The sequence below is a fragment of the Pseudomonas sp. PAMC 26793 genome, assembly GCF_000313235.1.
Lineage (GTDB): Bacteria > Pseudomonadota > Gammaproteobacteria > Pseudomonadales > Pseudomonadaceae > Aquipseudomonas > Aquipseudomonas yamanorum.
This window is the reverse complement of record NZ_AMXG01000044.1, coordinates 60,952-81,963: the sequence shown is the minus strand read 5'-3', so window position 1 is coordinate 81,963 and position 21,012 is coordinate 60,952. Positions and strand designations below refer to the sequence as shown.

Sequence of the window (21,012 nt, the reverse complement as noted above, 5' to 3'; positions counted from 1 at the left end):
CGCTATAACCTAATCATTAAAAAATAGCATATTAACCATAAACATTATGCTTAGATAAACCCATCACCACGAACCACCCCACGATGGAATTGTCATGACCCAGGCCCGACACCCGGAGAGACTCAGAGCATTCATTGGCGCCCTGGCGGAATTGATCGACGGCAACCCTCGCGAAGGCGACCTGCTGCACCGCGGCGGCAAGCTGCTGGCGCAACTGGTGAGCCACGATGACTGGTTGCCGGACGAGTTTGCCCAACCCGACCCCGAGCGCTATCAGCAGTTCCTGCTGCACGCCGATTCGCGCCAGCGCTTCAGCATCGTCAGTTTTGTCTGGGGGCCGGGGCAGACCACGCCGATCCATGACCATCGCGTGTGGGGACTGATCGGCATGTTGCGGGGTTCCGAGTATTCCCAAGGCTTTGAGCGCAACGCCGAGGGCGCACTGGTCGCCGACGGCAAACGCATTCAGCTCGAGCCCGGCCAGGTGGAAGCCGTGTCGCCGAAGATCGGTGATATCCATCAGGTCAGCAATGCCTTCAGCGACCAGGTGTCCATCAGCATTCATGTCTACGGCGCCAATATCGGTGCCGTGCGCCGCGCCGTGTACCAGCCGGACGGCAGCGAGAAACTGTTTATCTCCGGTTATTCCAACGCCTTTCTCCCGAACATCTGGGATTTGTCCAAAGACGCCCTGTCCAAAGAGAGCCCTGCCCCATGACTGCATCGAACCGCAGCTTCGCCCAGATTCGCCAGGCCCTGCTGGACCGTGAAGAAGTCGCCCTTGTGGATGTGCGCGAGGAAGCGCCTTTCGCCGAATCCCACCCGCTGTTCGCCGCGAATATCCCGCTGTCGAAGCTGGAACTGGAAGTGTATTCACGCATCCCACGCCGGGATACCCAGGTGACGGTGTACGACAACGGTGAAGGTCTGGCACAGATCGCCGCCCAGCGCTTGCAAGCCCTCGGCTATACCCAGGTCAGCCTGCTGGAAGGCGGCCTGGACGGTTGGCGCAACGCCGGTGGCGAGCTGTTCATCGACGTCAACGTGCCGAGCAAAGCCTTTGGCGAACTGGTGGAAAGTCAGCGCCACACGCCGTCCCTGGCGGCTGAAGAAGTGCAGGCCTTGCTCGACAGCAACGCCGACGTGGTGGTGCTCGACGCCCGGCGCTTTGATGAATACCAGACCATGAGCATTCCCACCGGCATCAGCGTGCCCGGCGCCGAACTGGTGCTGCGCGCCCGTGAGCTGGCGCCCGACCCGGCCACCCGCATCATCGTCAATTGCGCCGGGCGTACCCGCAGCATTATCGGCACCCAGTCATTGATCAATGCGGGCATCGCCAACCCGGTGTCTGCCTTGCGCAACGGCACCATCGGCTGGACCCTCGCCGGGCAGAAGTTGCAACACGGCCAGGCTCGACGCTTTGCGCCCACCTCGGAAGAACACCGCCAGATCGCCGCCAGGGACGCCCGCCAAGTCGCCGACAAGGCCCGCGTAGGCCGCGCCACCCTCGCCGACCTGCAACGCTGGCAGCAGGAAGCGTCACGCACCACTTACCTGTTCGACGTACGCACCCCGGAAGAATTCGCCGCCGACCATCTGCCCGGCTCGCGCTCCACGCCGGGAGGCCAGTTGGTGCAGGAAACCGACCATGTCGCCAGCGTACGCGGCGCCCGGCTGGTACTGGTGGATGACGACGGCGTGCGGGCCAATATGTCTGCGTCCTGGCTCGCACAACTGGGTTGGGAAGTGTATGTGCTGGACGACCTGCAACCTGCGCACTTCAGCGAACCGGGCGCCTGGGTCGCCCCCGTCCCGGCACCGCAACAGGCCGAACTGATCAGCCCGCACACCCTCGTCGAATGGCAGGCCCATGGCGACACCGCAGTACTGGATTTCACCGCCAGCGCCAACTACGTCAAGCGCCATATCCCCGGTGCGTGGTGGGCGTTACGTGGGCAACTGCCAGAGGCCTTGCGCAAAGTGCCTGCTGCCGAACGCTACGTGTTGACCTGCGGCAGCAGCCAACTGGCGCGCCTTGCAGTAGCCGAAGTCGAAGCGCTGACCGGCAAGCCGGTGTTCCTGCTGCAGGACGGCACCGCCAGCTGGATCGCCGCGCAACTGCCCCTGGAGGAAGGCGAGACCCGCCTCGCTTCACCGCGCATCGACCGCTACCGCCGCCCGTACGAAGGCACCGACAACCCAAGGGAAGCCATGCAGGCCTACCTCGACTGGGAATTCGGCCTGGTGGACCAATTGGCCCGCGACGGCACCCATGGGTTTTACGTGATCTGCATACCATCGGGAGCGAGCCCGCTCGCTCCTCTTCCCACTACCGGCCGACCCCTTCTCCAGGCGGAGGCGACTGAATTCAAGACCTAGCCTGGAGCCCGCCCGATGCGCTTGACCCTTGCCCTTTTACTGGCCGCCCTCACCCTGGGCGCGACCTGCCAGGCCGCCGACCTGCAACCCCTGCGGGTGGGCAACCAGAAATCCACCATCAAGGCGCTGCTGGAAGTCGCCGGCGAAACCCGGGAGGTGCCCTACGAAATCCAGTGGTCCGAGTTCCCCGCCGCCGCGCCGTTGGGCGAAGCCCTCAACGCTGGCGCCGTGGACATCGGCGCCCTGGGGGACGCGCCCTACGTGTTCGCCCTTGGTGCCGGCGCGCCCCTGAAAGTGGTGAGCATCATCCACGCCGAAGGCCGCAACACCACCGCGCTCATTGTGCCCAAGGATTCTCCCATCCACGATCTAGCCGACCTCAAGGGCAAGCGCATCGTCACCACACGCGGCTCCATCGGGCATTTCCTGGCGATCAAGGCACTGCGTAGCGCCGGCCTTTCCACCCACGACGTGCAGTTCATCTTCCTGCTGCCCAGCGAGTCACGCCTGGTGCTGGATAACGGCACCGCCGATGCCTGGTCGACCTGGGATCCCTACACCACCGTGGTCACCTCACAAAGCCAGGCCAGGGTCCTCGCCAGCGGCAACAACCTGCTGAGCAACCACCTGTACCTCGCCGCCACCAGCAAGGCGATTGCCGACAAGCGCGTGCAGCTGGACGACTTCGTCGCCCGGGTCGACCGCGCCTACCGCTGGAGCAACGATCATCCGCAAGCGTTCGCCGCCGCCATGGCCAAAATCACCGGCTTGCCGCTGGAGGTGCACGTGGCCGTGGCCAACGCCACCCATATGCAGCCCGTTGCAATTGACGACACGGTGATCAGCGGCCTGCAAACCACCGCCGACATCTACCAGGACGAAGGCCTGCTGACCAAACACATCGACGTGTCCCAAGGCTTCGACAAGAGCTTCAACGCCAAGCGTGCCCCACTTACCCAGGCTTCCCGCTAAAAGGAGAGAGAACATGAGCAAACGCCAACTGAAACTCGGTGCCATGGTGCACGGCGTCGGTCACGGCTGGGGCGAATGGCGCCACCCGCAGGCGCAACCCGACGCCAGCGTCAACTTCGGGTTCTACAAGCATCAAACGCAACTGGCCGAAAGCGCGAAGTTCGATTTCGTGTTCATCGCTGACAGCCTGCATATCCATGAAAAATCCAGCCCCCATTACCTCAACCGTTTTGAGCCCCTGACCATCCTTTCGGCCCTCGCCGCCTTGACCTCGAATATCGGTCTGGTGGCGACCGTCACCGTGAGCTACACCGAACCGTTCCAGGTCGCACGCCAGTTCGCCTCCCTGGACCACATCAGCGGCGGCCGCGCCGGCTGGAACGTGGTGACCTCGTGGCTCAGCGGCACCGCCGACAACTTCGGCAAGGCCGAACACCCGCCCCACGCCGTGCGCTACCGCATCGCCAAGGAACACGTGAATGTGGTCAAGGGCCTGTGGGATTCCTGGGAAGACGATGCCTTCGCCTACAACAAGCAAAGCGGCGAGTTCTTCACCCCCGGCAAGCTGCATGCATTGGGGCACAAGGGCGAGTTTTTCTCGGTCAAGGGCCCGCTGAATATCGCCCGGTCACGCCAGGGCCAGCCGGTGATTTTCCAGGCAGGTACTTCCGAGGACGGGCGCAATTTTGCCGCCGAAAACAGCGACGCGATTTTTGTCCATGCCGAGACCTTCGACGAAGCCAAAGCCTACGCCCAGGACTTGAAGAAACGCGCCCGCAGTCTCGGTCGCGATGCCGATCACCTGTCGATCCTGCCGGGCATCCGGCCCATTGTTGGCCGCGACGAAGCTGAGGTGGAACGCCGCTATCAGCAAGCCGTGGAGCTGGTGACTGTCGAGGACGCAATCGTCGCCCTGGGCCGCCCGTTCAACGACCACGATTTCAGCCAGTACCCGCTGGACGAACCCTTCCCGGAACTCGGCGACCTGGGCTCCAACAGCCAGAAAGGCGGCTCCGACCGCATCAAGCAACTGGCCCGCGATGAACGCCTGACCCTACGGGAAGTGGCCCTGCGGTTCTCCCGGCCCAAGCGTGATTTCGTCGGCACCCCGGAGCAGGTCGCCGACGCGATCCAGACCTGGTTCGAAGCGGGTGCCGCCGATGGTTTCATCATTAATTCACTGCTGCCCGATGGCCTGCAGTACTTCACCGAGCTGGTAGTGCCGGTGCTGCAACAACGCGGTCTGTTCCGCCGTGAATACAGCGGCGTCACCCTGCGGGAAAACCTGGGCCTGGACGTGCCGGCCAACCGCTACAGCGCCACCCTTGAAACCCAACCCACACAGATCGCCATCTGACCAGGGCACGACCATGACGAACACGATCAAACACGGACAGTTCAATCGTCGCGGCTTCCTGGGCGCCAGTTCGATTGCCTTTGGCGCGCTGGGCCTCGCCTCGCTGGTGCCACGGGCTTTCGCTGCACCTGCGAAGCTGTCGGACCTGACCCTGGCCGTCGCCACCTACCGTGGCCAGGACTCGTACTTCACCGACGACGCCGGCACCTCCAACACACCCTACAAGGTCGATTACGCCGAGTTTGCCGGCGGCAATCTGATCGTCGAAGCGCTGGCCTCGGGCAGCCTGGACATTGGCGGCATGAGTGAGATCCCGCCGATCTTCTCGATCCAGAGCCACCGCGAGCCGAAGTTGATCGCGGTGCTGCAAGGCGACGTGAATAACCAGGTGATCCTGATTCCGAAGGAGTCGAAAATTGAATCCATCGCTCAGCTCAAAGGCAAGCGTGTGGGCTACGTACGCTCCACCACCTCCCACTACTTTCTGATCAAGGCCTTGAAGGAGCAAGGGCTGACCTTCAACGACATCACCCCGGTGGCGCTGACGCCGCAGGATGGTTTCAGCGCGTTCCAGAGCGGCCAGCTGGACGCCTGGGTGATCTACGGGGTGTTTATCCAACTGGCGAAATTCCGCAGCGGTGCCCGGGTCTTGAAAACCGCCCTTGGCTACCTCTCCGGCAACTACCTGATCGGCGCCCGCCCCGCAGCCCTGGAAGACCCGCTGCGCAAACAGGCGATCCAGGATTACCTGCAGCGCCAGGCCCGCACCCTGGAATGGATGAACAACAACCCCGAGCCCTGGGCCGAGAAGTCGGCGAAGTTGCTGGGGGTGGATAAAGCGGTGTTCCTCGATGTGTACAACAACCGCAGCCAGCCCTACAGCGTGATCGAGGTGAACGACCAGGCCATCGCTTCGCAGCAGGAAGTGGCGGATCTGTTCTTCAGCGCCGGGGTGTTGAGCGAGCGGCTGGATGTCAGCCCGTTGTGGGACCGGCAGTTCAAGTTGCTGCCGATATAACCACCCTTCGAAAACGCCGAATAGCCAATGTGGGAGCGGGCTTGCTCGCTCCCACATTTTGACCGAGTACACCGATAATGAGCCTTTCATCTCAACAACCGCCGCTTCTGCGCTCCGTTGAAGTGGCCAACTTCGAAGCGCTGCTGGAACGCCTCGGCAGCCAGCTCGCCGCCACCGCGCCGCTCTATGATGAAAGCGGCACCTTCCCCCACGACAACTTCAAGCTGCTGCACGAACACGGCCTCGTCGCCCTGACCGTGCCCAAGGCCCTCGGCGGTGGCGGTGCCAACCTGGCCCAGGCACGCAAGGCCATCAGTGCCATCGCCAAGGGCGAGCCTTCCACCGCGTTGATCCTGGTGATGCAGTACCTGCAACACACGCGCCTGCAAGACAGCAAAACCTGGCCGCCCGCCCTGCGCACCCAAGTCGCCGAAGACGCCGTGCGCAATGGTGCGCTGATCAATGCCCTGCGCGTGGAGCCCGACCTCGGCACCCCGGCCCGTGGCGGGCTGCCAGCGACCATCGCCCGGCGTACCGCCGCCGGTTGGCGCATCAGCGGGCGCAAAATCTACTCTACCGGCAGCCACGGCCTGACGTGGTTCAGCGTCTGGGCCCGCAGCAGCGATGAAGACCCGCTGGTGGGTGCCTGGCTGGTGCCCAAGAACAGCCCCGGCATCAGCATTATCGAGACCTGGGACCACCTGGGCATGCGCGCCACCTGCAGCCATGAAGTGGTGTTCGATAACGTGCTGGTGCCGCTGGACCACGCGGTCAGCGTCAGCCCCTGGAGCGCGCCGCAGGCGGAACTGGACGGCGATGGTTTCCTGTGGATGTCGGTGCTGCTGTCATCGGTGTACGACGCCGTGGCCCAGGCCGCGCGCGACTGGCTGGTGGACTGGCTGGAACAGCGCAAGCCCTCCAACCTCGGCGCAGCGCTGTCGACCTTGCCGCGCTTTCAGGAGACCGTCGGGCATATCGACACCCTGCTGTTTGCCAACCGCAGCCTGCTGGATGCCGCCGCCGACGGGCACACCCCGGCGGCCAATGCCGCGCAGATCAAATACCTGGTGACCGGCAACGCGATACGCGCCGTCGAGTTGGCCATCGAAGCTTCCGGCAATCCCGGCCTGTCGCGCCACAGCCCGCTGCAACGGCATTACCGCGACGTGCTGTGCAGCCGCGTGCATACACCGCAGAACGACGCCGTGCTGCAGGGCGTCGGCAAAGCCGTCTTCGCGCAACGTCAGAAGGAACGCACATGAGCCAGGTGATTATCGCCAGCCAGCTGGACGAAGATTTTAATGAAGTGATCCGCCAGCGCCTGGCCCTGACGCACCCTGGCGCCGAGGTCATCGGCGTACCCGCCGGCGTGCCCAGCGACTTGCCGCCCCAGGCCAATATCCTGCTGGCCCGACCGATCAACGTGCGCGGCTACACCGCCCCGGACACACCACCACCGGGTTGGCCGTATGGTGTGCAGTGGATTCAGGTGGTGTCGTCGGGTATCGATTTCTACCCCAAGTGGCTGTTCAACGGGCCGCCGGTGAGCACCTCGCGGGGCAGCGCCGCCGAGCACATCGCGGAGTTCGCCCTCGCGGCAATCTTCGCGGCGGCCAAGCACTTGCCGGCCATCTGGGTGCAGGATTCCCAGTGGCAGTTCACCCCGCTGCGCCCGCTCAAGGGCACCACCCTGGGGATTCTCGGGTTTGGCGCGATTGGCCGTAGCCTGGCGCAAAAAGCTCATGGGCTGGGGATCAAGGTCGTGGCGTTACGCCAAAGTGACACGCCGTTTGACGTGGAGGGTGTGGAGGCGGCGCAGGATATCCATGATCTGTTTGCTCGCTCCGACCACCTGGTGCTGGCCGCGCCACTGACCGAAGCCACGCGGCATATCGTGGGTCGGCAAGTGCTGGCGAGTGCCAAGCCAGGCTTGCACCTGATCAATATTGCCCGAGGTGGCTTGGTGGATCATGAGGCGCTGGTGGAAGCACTGGACAACGGCAGCCTCGAACTGGCCTCGCTGGATGTGACCGAGCCGGAACCGTTACCGGATGGGCATGCGCTGTATGGCCATCCGAGGGTCAGAGTATCGCCCCATACGTCGGCGATTTCGACCAATAGCCGGCATGATATTGCGGACAGTTTTCTGGGCAATCTGGAAAGGTATCTGAGTGATCTGCCGCTGGAGAACCTAGCCAACACCCAACGCGGTTACTAAGCCGAATAGAGATCAAAATGTGGGAGCGGGCTTGCTCGCGAATGCGGGGTGTCAGTCACTATCAATGTTGACTGATCCACCGTATTCGCGAGCAAGCCCGCTCCCACATTTGTTTTTCATCAGCTGAAAAATATCATCAGTCTTACGCATTACAAGCAAACCACTACATACCCATTTTTTATAATTAACTTATAACTAATCGGACTTTTACGCCCGGCATTTATACAAATACTGTTACATCCAATACCGACCCCTGACCAGGTGGAGGCCCGACTTTGCCTAAACCGTCAACCACCCCAGGGGTCCATCATGAGTCCTACCGCCGTACCCAATCGCCTGACACTGGCCATTTCCCTCGCCCTGTTCGGCCTCGCCGCCCATGCCGACGACACCGCCCTGCCGGTGGTCAACGTCACCGCCGAACACCGCAGCGAAGACCTGCAAAAAACCCCGCTGGCGATTTCCGCGTTCGATGAAAAGGCCCTGGAAGACAAGCAGATCAACAGCGTGCGCGACCTCGCGGGCCAGGTACCGAACCTGACACTCAGCCGCCAGTCGATCTCCTACAGCGCCCAGACCTACGGCATCCGCGGCATCGGTGAAACCGACCCGATTCAGGAAGCCGCCGTCGCCGTTTACGCTGATGACCTGTACATCCCCCGTGCGATTTCCTCGATGCTCGACTTCAACGATGTGGAGCGCGTCGAGGTGCTGCGTGGCCCCCAGGGCACGCTGTACGGGCGCAACAGCAGCGCCGGTGCGATCCGGGTGATCACCCGCGACCCGACCCAGGAAACCCGCGGTTTTGTAGAGCTGGGCGCCGGCAACTACGACGCCCAGAACGCACGCCTGCTGATCAGCGGCCCGCTGGTGGACAACGCGCTGTTCGGCAGTTTCTCGGCTATCCGCCTGAGCCGCGACGGCACCGTGTCCGATCCCACCCGGGGCAAGGACGTGAACAACGTCGACATCCAGTCCTATCGCGGCAAGCTGCGCTACAAGCCGGTGGATTCGCCCTGGGATGTGCAATTGACCCTGGCCGGTACCTTCGACCGGGGCGACACCACCAGCTATACGCCCTTCGACGCCAACGGGCATTTCGACAAGTTCAAGAGCTACAGCAGCCTCGACCCGAAAAACCGCCTGGACCAGGGCAGCTCGGTGCTGCGGGCGATCTACGCGATCAATGACAACCTGAACTTCAAATCGGTGACCGCCTATTCGGCATTCCACCAACCAGTGGATTACGACAATTCAGGGCAAGCCGCGCTGATCCAGAACAACTTGATTCTGTACAAGCAGAACTATGCGACCCAGGAATTCCAGCTCAACGGTGACTACGACGATTTCAGCTTCAGCACCGGCGTGTACCTGTACCGCGAGAAGTTCGACGCCGACCGCGACAACCTCACCTATTCCGTCGCCCGCAACCGGGTGATCGGCCAGGGCCAATACAGCACCACCAACACCGAAAGCTACGCGCTGTACGGCCAGGGCACCTACAAGCTGACGCCGCAACTGTCGCTGATCGCCGGCCTGCGCTTTACCCGCGAGCACAAGAATTTCGACTTCACCAACTACGCGATCAACACCGACCGGCAGATCACCGGCACCAACTTCACCGCCGAATCGAGCAAATCCTGGCAGTCCACCAGCCCGAAAATCGGCGTCGAATACGCCTGGACCCCTCACTTGAACCAGTACGCCTACGTCGCCAAAGGCTTCAAGGCCGGCGGCTACGACAACCGCGCACCGACCCAGGCCGCCGCCGAACAGGCGTTCTCCCCGGAGGATGTGACCACCTGGGAAACCGGGGTCAAAGGCGACTTCTTCGACCAACGCCTGCGGGCCAACGTCGCGGTGTTCTACAACGACTACAAAGACCTGCAAACCAACGCCTATGACCCGGCGCTGGGGGTGAGCCTGCGCACCAACGTCGGCCGCGCCCACACCTACGGCGTGGAGCTGGAAACCCTCACCGCCCTGAGCCGCGACCTGCAACTGACCGCCAACCTCGGCTACCTGCAAAGCAAGTACGACGACTTCCAGAACGCCAGCGGCGCGGGGGTGGATGCCAATGGCAAGCAGTTGGTGTTCTCGCCACGCTGGAACGCCAGCCTGGGCCTCAACTACACCATCCCCGCCGGGCTGCCCGGCACCTGGCTGGCAGGCACCGATGCGCAGTTCCAGACCCAGTCCTATGCCAACGCGCTGAATGACGACATCCAGGAAATTCCGCAGCAGACCTTCTGGAACGCCAACACCCGCTACATCAGCGGCGACGGCCACTGGACCACCACCCTCGCGGTGAAAAACCTGCTGGACCGCGCCTGTCCGCAGTCGGTGGGCTACGTGCCTTCCAGCGGCGCCCGCTACTACTCGGTCAACGACCCGCGAACCCTGTTGCTGACCGTGCGCTACGACCTCTGACAAACCGCTATCTCAAGGAGCGAATCATGGCTTTTACCCGCAGGGAACTGATTTCCCGTATTGCCGCCGTGGGCGGTTATTCCGCCGCTGTCAGCGCATTGGGCGCGCTGGGGCTGACGCCTCAGGCGGTGGCATCGAGCTTTACCCCGCTGCAATTGGGCAGCACCGGCAAAGGCAAGAACGTGGTGGTGGTCGGCGCCGGGATCTCTGGGCTGGTCAGCGCCTACGAGCTGCGCAAGGCCGGGTTCAACGTGACGATCCTGGAAGCCCGCGACCGGGTGGGTGGACGCAACTGGACCCTGCGCCGAGGCACCAAGGTCGACTTCGACGACGGCGTCAGCCAGACCGTGGACTTTGATGACGGGCAGTTTTTCAACGCCGGCCCCGCGCGTATTCCCAGCCACCACCAGACGATTCTCGGCTACTGCCGCGAGCTGGGCGTGGAGTTGCAAGTACTGGTCAACAGCAGCCGCAACGCCCTGGCCCGGCCGGATACGCAACAGCCGGCGTTCCAGTTGCGCCAGGCGGTCAATGACACCCGTGGCCAGCTCTCGGAACTGCTGGCGCGCACCGTCAGCCGCAAGGCCCTCGACCAGGACCTGAGCGTGGATGACCGCAAGGCGCTACTGAGTTTCCTCAAAGTGTACGGCGACCTCAACGGCGACCTGCAATACAAGGGTTCGGTACGCTCCGGCTACACCCGCGTGCCCGGTGCAGGCGACCAGACTGGCGTGACCCGCGCGCCACTGGAGCTGCAAACCCTGCTCAATCCCAAGCTGTGGGGCGCGCTGGTGTTCGATGAAATCCCGGAGTTTTCCTCCACCATGTTCCAGCCGGTGGGCGGCATGGACCGCATTCCCTATGCCTTCTACGAACACCTCAAGGATGCGGTGCGCTTCAACGCTGAAGTCAGTGATATCCAGACGTCCGAACAAGGCAGCCGCATCAGCTACCGCGACCGTATCAGCGGCAAGACCCAGGTCCTGAGCGCCGACTACGCCATTGTCACCGTGCCCTTGCCACTGCTGGCGAAACTGCCGAGCAATTTCACCGCGCCGTTCAAGCAGGCGATCCAGACCGCGCAAAGCGACCAGGCCAACAAGGTGGCCTGGCAGGCGCCGCGCTTCTGGGAGACCGACTTCAACATCTATGGCGGCCTGTCGTACCTCGACCATGAAGTCAAAGGCTTGTGGTACCCCAGCGACCGCCTCAACAGCGCCCAGGGAATTCTGGTGGCGGCCTACAACACCAGCGAATCGGCCCAGGCCTTCAGCCAGAAATCCCTGCCCGAACAGTTCGCCTCTTCACGCCAGGCGGTGGAACTGTTGCATCCCGGCCACAGCGCCAAACTGCAGAAGCCGGTGGCGATCAACTGGTCGAAAGTCAGCTACAGCAAAGGCCCGTGGATCGTTAACGACGAGGTCGGCGAAAGCGCCTACCGCCTGCTCAACGAGCCCCAGGGCCGCACGTACCTGGCCAGCGACGCCCTCGCCCACGGCGGTGTCGGCATCTGGCAGAACAGCGCCGCCGATTCGGCGCGGCGCATCGTCTCGCTGATCGGCCAGCATGCCGAACGCCAGCAACCGGGCGTCGCCGCCTGAAATTGCTCACTCAAGGAATGACCGATGAAAACTCTTTTTGCAGGACTGCTGATGACCGCCACCACCCTCGCCGCCCACGCCGATGAGATCAAGCGCGTGCCGCTGCCCAACTCGAACTTCCCGATCTCACTGGCGGTGTCGGTACCACCGCAGACCGAACTGCTGTTTGTCAGCGGCTTGCTGGCCGACCTGCATGACCCCAAGGCACCGAAAGACTCGTTTGCCGCCTATGGCGACACGGCCATCCAGACCACGTCGATCCTCAATAAACTCAAGGGCGTGCTGCAAAGCCAGGGCCTGGATCTGGGGGATGTGGTGCAGTTGCGGGTGTTCCTGGTGGGCGATCCCGCCAAGGGGGGCAAGCTCGACTTTGCCGGTTTGCAGCAAGGCTACACGCCGTTCTTCGGCAGTGCCGAGCAGCCGAAAAAACCGGCCCGCACCGCGGTGCAAGTCGTCGCCCTGCCATTGCCCGGTGGGCTGGTAGAAATCGAAGCGGTTGCCGCGCGCAAACGCTGACAGGGACATCACTCGAGACCAAGGAGCTCCACTCTCATGCGAACATTCAACTGGCTGACGGCACCTTTGTGGCGAGGGAGCTTGCTCCCGCTGGGGCGCGTAGCGGCCCTGAAGCCTGACTCTGACTGTGGCGTCGATATTGGGGCTGCTACGCAGCCCAGCGGGAGCAAGCTCCCTCGCCACAGCAAGCTCCCTCACCACAGCAAGCTCACTCACCACAGCAAGTCCCCTCACCACAGCAATCTCGCTCACCGCAAGAAGCTACATCGGCACCATCATCTGAAACTCCTGCCGCTCTCGCTGGCGTGCGGCCTGGCGTCCTTCGGCGTCGAATCCGCCGAAGACCGCTCTCCCACCCTCGACACCGTCGTCGTCACCGGCAACCGTGGCGCCGAACAACGTACCGTTACCACCAGCCCCACGCCCATTGATGTGATCAGCGGCGAACAGTTGCGGGCCGTGGGCAAGCCGAGCTTGCTGGAAGCCCTGGGCAAGCTCATCCCCTCGTTCAACCTGCCCGACCGCGCCGGCTGGGATGCCAGCGGCGTGGTGCGCTCGGCCACCTTGCGCGGCTTGACCGCCTCTCATGTGCTGGTGCTGGTCAACGGCAAACGCCGTCACACCAGCGCCACCCTGAACATCAACGGCATCAACAGCGGCGCCGCTCCCAGCGACCTCGACCTGATCCCGGTGGCCGCCATCGACCATGTGGAGGTGCTGCGCGACGGTGCGGCGGCGCAGTACGGTTCGGATGCGATTTCCGGGGTGATCAATATCATCCTCAAGCAGACCACCGGCGGCAGTTCCGACACCACCCTGGGCCAGAACTACGACGGCAAGCGCGGCACCGGCCAGGAGGCCCTGAACTATGGCTTCCAGGTAGGCGAAGCCGGGGTGCTCAACGTGTCCCTCGATACCCGCTACCAGGAGCGCGACAACAAGGCCGGCAGCAACGGCTACAGCAGCCATTACTACCCGCTGGCGGATGGCTCCCCCGACCCGCGTGAAGCCACTTCCAGCCACCACACCTACAAAGGCTACGGCTCGCCCCGCAGCCAACTGGCCGACGTCGCCTACAACCTCGACCTGCCCCTGAACGACGACCTGACGCTGTACTCGTTCTCCACCCTGGCCACCCGGGAGAACAACGACGGCCAGAACTTCCGCCTGCCCAATGGCCGCAACACCATCACCACCGGGCCCAATGGCTACCCCAATGGCTACAGCCCGTACTGGCTGGTCAACGAGACCGACTTTCAATCCGCCTTCGGTGCCAAGGGCAACGACCTCAGCGGCGGTTGGGCCTGGGATTTGAGCAGCACCTACGGGCGCAACTATGCCAAGCAGCGTACCTACGACAACCAGAACCCGTCCCTGGGTGAAAGCACGCCGAACAGGTTCACCTCCGGGATCTATATTGCCGACCAGCTCACCACCAACCTGGACTTGAAAAATACCTACGAGATCGGCCTGGCCAAGCCGCTGGACGTGGCGTTCGGCCTGGAGCACCGGCGCGAAAGCTACGAGACCCGCGCCGGTTCCGAGGCCTCTTATATCGATGGCGGCTACGTGTTCCCGGCGGGCCATCCACGGGCCGGGCAGCGTCCCGATCCGGGGGCCCAGGTCACCAACGGCATCCGCCCCGAAGACGCGCAGAAGGTCAGCCGCAACAGCGTCGCCAGCTATGTCGACCTCGGGTTCTACCCCACCGAGCAGTGGTACGTCGGCGTGGCCGGGCGCTACGAGCATTACAACGAAGGCGTCGGCGGCACCCGCAGCGGCAAGCTCAGCACGCGGTATGCGTTCAACCCGGTGTTTGCCCTGCGCGGCACCGTGAGCAACGGTTTTCGTGCGCCGTCCCTGGCCAACGAGATTTTCACGGCGCGCTCCACCGGGTTCGACACCATCAATGGCGTGTACCAATCGTACAACTACGTGATCCTGCCGGTGGATTCCGCCGGGGCCCAGGCCTTGGGTGCCAAGTCATTGAAACCGGAGCGCTCGACCAACTTCAGCCTCGGGTTTGCCGTTACCCCAAGCGATGATTTGAGCCTCACGGTGGACGGCTACGTGATCAACCTGCGGGACCGCCTGGTACTCAGCGAACGCTTCCAGGGCCCGGGCATTGCCTCCCTGCTGGACAGCATCGGCGTACCGGCCACCGCCGGCGCGCAGTACTTCACCAACGGCGCCAACACCCGCACCTCCGGGGTGGACGTGGTGGGCAACTACCGGCAAAACCTCGACCGCTACGGCTCGGTGAAATGGACCGCGGCGCTGAACTACAACCACACGCAAATCCTCAGCGTCAACGACACCCCGGCGCAGCTCGCCGCCCTGGGAGACTTCCAGTTGATGGGCCGCCAGTCCCGGGCGCTGATTACCAAAACCTCACCCAGCAGCAAGATGATCTTCTCCGCCGACTGGGCGATCCACGACTTCGACGTCAACCTGCGCTTGACCCGCTACGGCACCTACACCGAGGTCAACAGCTCCAGCGACCCGAGCCTGGACCGCACGTATTCGGCCAAATGGATCACCGACCTCGATGTGGCCTATGCAATCACCAAACAGCTGACAGTGGCCGTGGGTGCGCAGAACCTGTTCGACAAATACCCGGATCATATCGGCGTGAAGAACTCTTCGTTCGGCGATAACTGGAGCAGCTATTCGCCGTTCGGGTTTACCGGCGGGTATTACTACAGCCGGGTGCAGTACGCGTTCTGACTCAACAACCGCCGGCCAGGCGCTCACGCAGAAACTCGATCAACGCCTGCACCGGGCGCGAGCTCTGGCGGTGCTGGGGGTACACCGCTGACAGGGTCAGGGAGTCCGGCGTAGTGTCTTCCAGCAGCGTCACCAGCCGGCCGTCCTGCAGGGCTTGGCCGACGATAAAGGTTGGCAGATACGTGATACCCAACCCGGCGATCGCCGCGTCCCGCAGCAGCTCACCGTTGTTGACGCGCATGCGTCCGCTGACGTTGCGTGTGTGGGGTTTGTCATCGACCTTGAAGTGCCATTGCACCTGGCGACCATGGCCGTAAGGCAGGCATGCGTGATCGGCCAGGTCATCGGGACTCTGCGGCGTACCGTGGCGGGCCAGGTAGTCCGGGCTGGCGCAGTAGACGCGCTGCACACTGGCGATGCGCCGGGCGATCAGGGTCGAGTCTTCCAGGGCGCCGATGCGCAACACCAGGTCGTAGCCTTCGCTGATCAGGTCTACCGGGCGGTCGCTGAGGTCGACTTCCACGGTGACGTGGGGGTGGCGTTGCAGGAACAACGGCAACAGGCTGCCCAGGTGCGCCATGGCAAACGACAACGGTGCGCTCAAGCGAATGGTGCCGCGGGGGTCGGTGTTTTGCCCGGCGATGCCCTGCTCCACTTGCTCGACTTCACTGAGCAGGCGCAGGGCGGATTCGTAGTAACTCTGGCCCAGGGGCGTGACGTCCAGGCGGCGGGTGGAGCGGTTGAGCAGGCGTACGCCGAGGCGCTCTTCCAGCTGGATCAGGCGGCGGCTGACAAATTGCTTGGACAGGCCAAGGTGTTCGGCGGCGGCGGTGAAGCTGCCGGATTCCATGACCTGGCAAAACAGGCGCATGTCTTCGAAGGGGTTCATTGTCGCTTCTCGGTGGACGCTGGGCTGTTTTATAGCCGGTCAGTCGCCACACCACAACTGATCGTTCCCACGCTCTGCGTGGGAACGCCGCCTTGGACGCTCCGCGTCCCGTTTGCGCAAGGGCGACGCGGAGCGTCACGGGATGCATTCCCACGCGGAGCGTGGGAACGATCGTCATATCAGAGAGCGGGTTACTTGGCCGTCAGCGCCGAGTAGCTGTTCATCAGGTTACGATAGTTGGGAATGCGCGGCGACAGCAGGTTGGCCAGGCCTTCCATGTCGTTGCGCCAGTCCCCTTGCAGCTCGCAGGCCACCGAGAACCAGTTCACCAGTTGCGCACCAGCGGCCGTCATCCGCGCCCAGGCGGCCTGTTGCACGGTTTCATTGAAGGTGCCCGACGCATCGGTGACCACGAACACTTCAAAGCCTTCCGCCAGGGCCGACAGCGTCGGGAAGGTGACGCAGACAACCGTCACCACACCGGCAATGATCAGTTGCTTGCGCCCGGTGGCTTTCACCGCCTGGACGAAATCCGCGTTGTCCCATGCGTTGATCTGGCCAGGACGCGGGATGTACGGTGCGTCCGGGAACAGTTCTTTCAACTCCTGCACCATCGGGCCGTTAGGGCCGTTTTCGAAGCTGGTGGTGAGGATGGTCGGCAGCTTGAAAAACTTGGCCAGGTCCGCCAGGGCCAGCACGTTGTTCTTGAACTCGTTGGGCGAGAAGTCCTGTACCAGCGAGATCAGGCCGGTCTGGTGATCCACCAGCACAACCACGGCGTCGTCTTTGTTCAGGCGTTTGTAAGTCATGGGAACACTCCTTTGGGGTTAGATTCAGAAGGCAAAACACGAGCAGCCAAACGCGCCCCAGAAACCCTGGAAGTCGCTGACCGGCACGTTCGAAAGACGCGCCCGTTCATGGCTATGGGAATGCACACCACAGGGGCCGCTGCACTGGTGCACCTGGGCCTGTAGCGGTGAAGTCGGGCGCCAGTGGCCCGGCACCTTGACCACCGGCGACCAGTCCGGCAGCACCGGCACGCTGGGGGGCGCGAAATCTTCAAAGTCGCCGGCGCCGTAGACCACCTTGCCGCCGACCACGGTGAGCACCGATTCGATCCACTTGATGGCTTCCTCGTCGACACTGAAGAAGTCCGCCGACAGGGCCGCCACGTCCGCCAATTGGCCGACCTTGATCTGGCCTTTCTTGCCCTGCTCGGAAGAGAACCAGGCGCTGCCGTGGGTGAACAGTTCCAGGGCGGTCAGCCGGGGCAATCCTTCGGCGTGCAGTTCCAGCCCGCCCACGGTGCGGCCGCTGACCATCCAGTACAGCGAGGTCCAGGGGTTGTAGCTCGACACCCGGGTGGCGTCGGTGCCAGCGCCCACCGGCACGCCTTCGGCGAGCATGCGCTTGATCGGTGGCGTGGCCTCGGCGGCCTTGGCACCGTAGCGCTCCACAAAGTACTCGCCCTGGAACGCCATGCGGTCCTGGATCGCGATGCCGCCGCCCAGCGCCCGCACCCGCTCGATGTTCTGCGGGGTGATGGTTTCGGCGTGGTCGAAGAACCACGGCAGGCCGTTGAACGGGATGTCGCGGTTGACCTTCTCGAACACGTCGAGCATCCGCGAGATCGACTCGTTGTAGGTGGCGTGCAGGCGGAACGGCCAGCGCTGTTCTACGAGGTGGCGCACCACCGGTTCCAGCTCCTGCTCCATGGTCAGCGGCAGGTCCGGGCGGGGCTCGAGGAAGTCTTCGAAGTCGGCCGCCGAGAACACCAGCATCTCGCCGGCGCCGTTGTGGCGCAGGTAGTCGTCGCCCTGGTGCAGGGTTACGCTGCCGGTCCAGTTCTTGAAGTCGCTGAGCTCTTCCTTGGGCTTCTGGGTGAACAGGTTGTAGGCGATGCGCACCGTCAGTTGCTGGTCCTTGGCCAACTGCTCGATCACTGCGTAGTCGTCGGGGTAGTTCTGGAAACCGCCGCCGGCGTCGATGGCACTGGTCAGCCCCAGGCGGTTGAGTTCACGCATGAACTGACGGGTGGAATTCACCTGGTATTCCAGGGGCAGTTTCGGGCCCTTGGCCAGGGTCGCGTAGAGAATCATCGCGTTGGGCCGCGCCACCAGCATGCCGGTGGGGTTGCCGTTGTGGTCGCGCACGATCTCGCCGCCGGGCGGGTTCGGTGTGTCCTTGGTGTAGCCGGCCACCCGCAGGGCCGCGCGGTTGAGCAAAGCACGGTCATACAGGTGCAGCACGAACACCGGCGTGTCGGGGGCGGCCTGGTTGAGTTCGTCGAGGGTGGGCATGCGTTTTTCGGCGAACTGGAATTCGTTCCAGCCGCCCACCACCCTCACCCACTGCGGCGTGGGCGTGCGGTCGGCCTGGTCCTTGAGCATGCGCAGGGCATCAGCCAGGGACGGCACGCCCTCCCAGCGCAGTTCGAGGTTGTAGTTCAGGCCGCCACGGATCAGGTGCAGGTGCGAGTCGTTAAGGCCAGGGATGACGGTGCGACCCTTGAGGTCGATGACCTGGGTACCACTGCCGCGCAGGGCCATGGCTTCGCCGTCGGTGCCCACCGCGACAAAGCGTCCCTGGTGGATCGCGACTGCCGTGGCGCGGGGATTTTCACGGTCCACGGTGTGGAACTGGCCATTGAACAGAATCAGATCGGCGTTCATAGGGTTTCCTTTACAGAGGCTTCAAGCCAGGGCGCGAACAGGCGGGTGGCCGCCGGCATCAGCAGGTAGACCACCAGTACGACAATGGTCAGGGTGACCAGAAAGGTGGCGACGATGTAGTTGGACAAGAACGGGTGCAGCCTCAGTACCGGGCCCCAGATGATCGGCACCAGCAAGGTCAGCGGCAGGATCACCAGCAGCGTGACCACCGCCTGTTTCCAGCGCGGCGGCTTGGCAGCGGCATCGGCCAGGGGCGAAAACCAGAACTCGTTGACCGCGCCGACTTCAGTCTGGTCGCCGTCGGCCAGCATCGGTGCCGCTTCGTTGATCAGCGCCAGGCGCTGCGGCGACTCCAGCCAGCGTTCCAGATCATCGGTGGAGCGGTAACGCAGCACGCAGGTGAACAGCGCCAGGCCGCCCTGCTTGCTGCGCACCACGTCAACGCCGAGGTGGCCGGGGCGCTCGCCGGCAATGCGCACGATGCGCCGCAGCCAGGCTTCGTAGTCGGCTTCGTGGCCGGGTTTGATGCGGTGTTTGACCACCAAGGTGACCACCTCGTCCGGGCCGCCTTGCTGCGTGACTGAGTCCATCGTGCCCCTCCCCCTGAATACGTGAGCGATGGCCGCAGTGTGGGGCGTCGCGCAGCGTAAAAATTGGATGTACGTGCTCTGTTAAAGCGTCCGGGACATGTGTTCGCCAATCCGCGATCGCAACCAGCGCTCCGCCGGATCGTTGTCGTGCACCCCGCTCCACACCATCGACAGCTCTGCCGCATCGATGGCGAACGGTGGGTCCTCGGCCCGCAACCCGCTGCCTTGGGTCAACGCGCAGGCGGCATAGTCGGGCACCGTCGCAATCATCTCGCTGCCGGCCAACAGGTCCCGCAACCCACTGAATTGCGGCACCGCCAACACCACCCGCCGCGCCCGGCCAACCCGCGCGAGGTCCAAGTCAATGTTGCCGCTCAAGTCACCGGAAAACGACACCATGGCATGGGGCCGTGAACAGTAGTCGTCGAGGGTCAACGGCTCCGGCCGGTCGTCCCCCCGCAGGACCTTGCACGGAATATCCCGCAGCTTCTTGCGCTTGGCATTGGCTGGCAGCTCGGTGGTGTAGCTGACCCCCACGGAGATCTCGCCACTGGCCAACAACGCCGACATCAGCAAGTAGTTCGCACGCCGCACCACCACGATGATCCCGGGCGCCTCTTCCCGCAGCTGGCTGAGCAACGGCGGGAACAATCCAAACTCGGCGTCATCCGACAGCCCGATGCGAAAGACCGCGCAGCTGGTGGAAGGGTCGAAGTCCTTGGCGCGGCTCACGGCGCCGGAAATGATGTCCATGGCCGGTTGCAACTCCTTGAGGATCGCCACGGCCCGTGGCGTGGGTTCCATGCCGCGACCATTGCGCAACAGCAGCGGGTCATCGAACAGGTCGCGCAACCGGCCCAGGGCCGCACTGACCGCTGGCTGGCCCATGAAGAGTTTTTCGGCAACCCGGGTCAGGTTCTTTTCGAACATCAGGGCCTCGAAAATCACCAGCAGGTTCATGTCGACGCGGCGCAAGTCGTTGCGATTCATAGGGTTTCCCGGGAGGTGAGCACCCCGTCAGCTAACCACGCTCAAGGCCGCTGCAATTGCATTCCTGTGCTGTCTTTTTTGCGCAGGCACCTGGCGAAATTAACAACGATTAACTCGCCAGCCAGACGGTCCGGCACCAAGAATACGGCGGTCTACACTGGATTTTCATCAACAGGACACGCTCCCATCGACCACGGAATCTGTCATGGCCCGACTTGAGCAAATCGCACCTGCACCGCACCCCCGAGCCCCTGCCACCGGCGGCCTGTGCCCCCGCCGCGAACGCATGGTTAAGCAGTTGATCCTGGCCAACCTCGGGGACAGCCTGGAAGTCGCCGAACTGGCACGGGCCTGCGCCCTGTCCCGCAGCCATTTTTCCCGCGCGTTTAAATGCAGTACCGGCCTCTCTCCCCAGGAATGGATTCGCCAGCAACGTATCCAGCGGGCCAAGGAGCTGATCATCCACTCCGCCTTGAGCCTGACCCAAATCAGCCAGGAATGCGGATTTTGCGACCAGGCGCACTTCTGCCACATATTCAGCCGCAGCGAAGGCGTAAACCCGATGACCTGGCGTAACCACCAACTTCGCATGATCGCCGCCTAGTGGTGATTGCACCCCAGCGCAAACCTCTGGAATATGCACCACAGAC

At 63.4% G+C, this 21,012-nt stretch carries 17 protein-coding genes; 12 read left to right on the top strand and 5 right to left on the bottom strand.

The features are described from left to right. The first annotated feature begins 94 nt into the window (after positions 1-94). From D109_RS0123690 to D109_RS0123640, 11 genes are all read left to right on the top strand, one after another. On the top strand, positions 95-718 hold the full coding sequence (locus tag D109_RS0123690) for a cysteine dioxygenase (RefSeq protein WP_008434600.1): 624 nt from the start codon (positions 95-97) through the stop codon (positions 716-718). Beyond that, complete coding sequence (locus tag D109_RS0123685) at positions 715-2,382, top strand: rhodanese-like domain-containing protein (RefSeq protein ID WP_017479068.1); 1,668 nt, start codon at positions 715-717, stop codon at positions 2,380-2,382. Before D109_RS0123690 ends, D109_RS0123685 begins: the two co-directional genes overlap by 4 nt. Before the next feature lie 15 nt (positions 2,383-2,397). Continuing rightward, complete coding sequence (locus tag D109_RS0123680) at positions 2,398-3,354, top strand: ABC transporter substrate-binding protein (RefSeq protein ID WP_017479067.1); 957 nt, start codon at positions 2,398-2,400, stop codon at positions 3,352-3,354. A gap of 13 nt (positions 3,355-3,367) precedes the next feature. Beyond that, positions 3,368-4,711: an LLM class flavin-dependent oxidoreductase gene (locus D109_RS0123675; RefSeq protein ID WP_017479066.1), complete on the top strand. Its 1,344-nt coding sequence runs from the start codon at positions 3,368-3,370 to the stop codon at positions 4,709-4,711. A 13-nt stretch (positions 4,712-4,724) separates the two neighbouring features. After that, complete coding sequence (locus D109_RS0123670; protein ID WP_017479065.1) at positions 4,725-5,729, top strand: ABC transporter substrate-binding protein; 1,005 nt, start codon at positions 4,725-4,727, stop codon at positions 5,727-5,729. 77 nt (positions 5,730-5,806) lie between these two features. Further along, on the top strand, positions 5,807-6,991 hold the full coding sequence (locus D109_RS0123665; protein ID WP_017479064.1) for an acyl-CoA dehydrogenase family protein: 1,185 nt from the start codon (positions 5,807-5,809) through the stop codon (positions 6,989-6,991). Further along, positions 6,988-7,947 (top strand): D-isomer specific 2-hydroxyacid dehydrogenase family protein, encoded by a 960-nt coding sequence (locus D109_RS0123660; RefSeq protein ID WP_017479063.1) that lies wholly within the window; start codon positions 6,988-6,990, stop codon positions 7,945-7,947. The genes D109_RS0123665 and D109_RS0123660 overlap by 4 nt, the downstream gene beginning before the upstream one ends. Before the next feature lie 309 nt (positions 7,948-8,256). After that, a complete protein-coding gene (locus tag D109_RS0123655; protein WP_017479062.1) occupies positions 8,257-10,377 on the top strand; it encodes a TonB-dependent receptor in 2,121 nt (706 codons plus the stop codon). 26 nt (positions 10,378-10,403) lie between these two features. Continuing rightward, a complete protein-coding gene (locus D109_RS0123650; RefSeq protein WP_017479061.1) occupies positions 10,404-11,978 on the top strand; it encodes an FAD-dependent oxidoreductase in 1,575 nt (524 codons plus the stop codon). A gap of 24 nt (positions 11,979-12,002) precedes the next feature. Continuing rightward, on the top strand, positions 12,003-12,494 hold the full coding sequence (locus D109_RS0123645) for a RidA family protein (protein ID WP_017479060.1): 492 nt from the start codon (positions 12,003-12,005) through the stop codon (positions 12,492-12,494). A 36-nt stretch (positions 12,495-12,530) separates the two neighbouring features. Next, positions 12,531-15,221 carry a TonB-dependent siderophore receptor gene (locus D109_RS0123640; RefSeq protein WP_017479059.1) on the top strand — a complete coding sequence of 897 codons (2,691 nt, stop codon included), beginning with the start codon at positions 12,531-12,533 and terminating at the stop codon, positions 15,219-15,221. Between the two features lies 1 nt (position 15,222). On the opposite strand, the gene D109_RS0123635 is transcribed toward D109_RS0123640, so the two are convergent. The 5 genes from D109_RS0123635 to D109_RS0123615 all read right to left on the bottom strand — a co-directional run bounded on the left by D109_RS0123635 (position 15,223) and on the right by D109_RS0123615 (position 20,362). After that, positions 15,223-16,110: a LysR family transcriptional regulator gene (locus tag D109_RS0123635; RefSeq protein ID WP_017479058.1), complete on the bottom strand. Its 888-nt coding sequence runs from the start codon at positions 16,108-16,110 to the stop codon at positions 15,223-15,225. 191 nt (positions 16,111-16,301) lie between these two features. Next, positions 16,302-16,919 carry an isochorismate family cysteine hydrolase YcaC gene (gene ycaC, locus D109_RS0123630; protein ID WP_017479057.1) on the bottom strand — a complete coding sequence of 206 codons (618 nt, stop codon included), beginning with the start codon at positions 16,917-16,919 and terminating at the stop codon, positions 16,302-16,304. Between the two features lie 24 nt (positions 16,920-16,943). Next, positions 16,944-18,782 (bottom strand): amidohydrolase, encoded by a 1,839-nt coding sequence (locus tag D109_RS0123625; protein WP_017479056.1) that lies wholly within the window; start codon positions 18,780-18,782, stop codon positions 16,944-16,946. After that, positions 18,779-19,372, bottom strand: a complete 594-nt coding sequence (locus D109_RS0123620; protein ID WP_017479055.1) for an antibiotic biosynthesis monooxygenase — start codon at positions 19,370-19,372, stop codon at positions 18,779-18,781. Before D109_RS0123620 ends, D109_RS0123625 begins: the two co-directional genes overlap by 4 nt. Positions 19,373-19,453: 81 nt before the next feature. Next, positions 19,454-20,362, bottom strand: a complete 909-nt coding sequence (locus tag D109_RS0123615) for a LysR family transcriptional regulator (RefSeq protein WP_017479054.1) — start codon at positions 20,360-20,362, stop codon at positions 19,454-19,456. Positions 20,363-20,567: 205 nt separating this feature from the next. Between D109_RS0123615 and D109_RS0123610 the strand changes: the two genes are divergently transcribed. Continuing rightward, complete coding sequence (locus D109_RS0123610; protein ID WP_017479053.1) at positions 20,568-20,966, top strand: helix-turn-helix domain-containing protein; 399 nt, start codon at positions 20,568-20,570, stop codon at positions 20,964-20,966. Positions 20,967-21,012 lie beyond the last annotated feature (46 nt).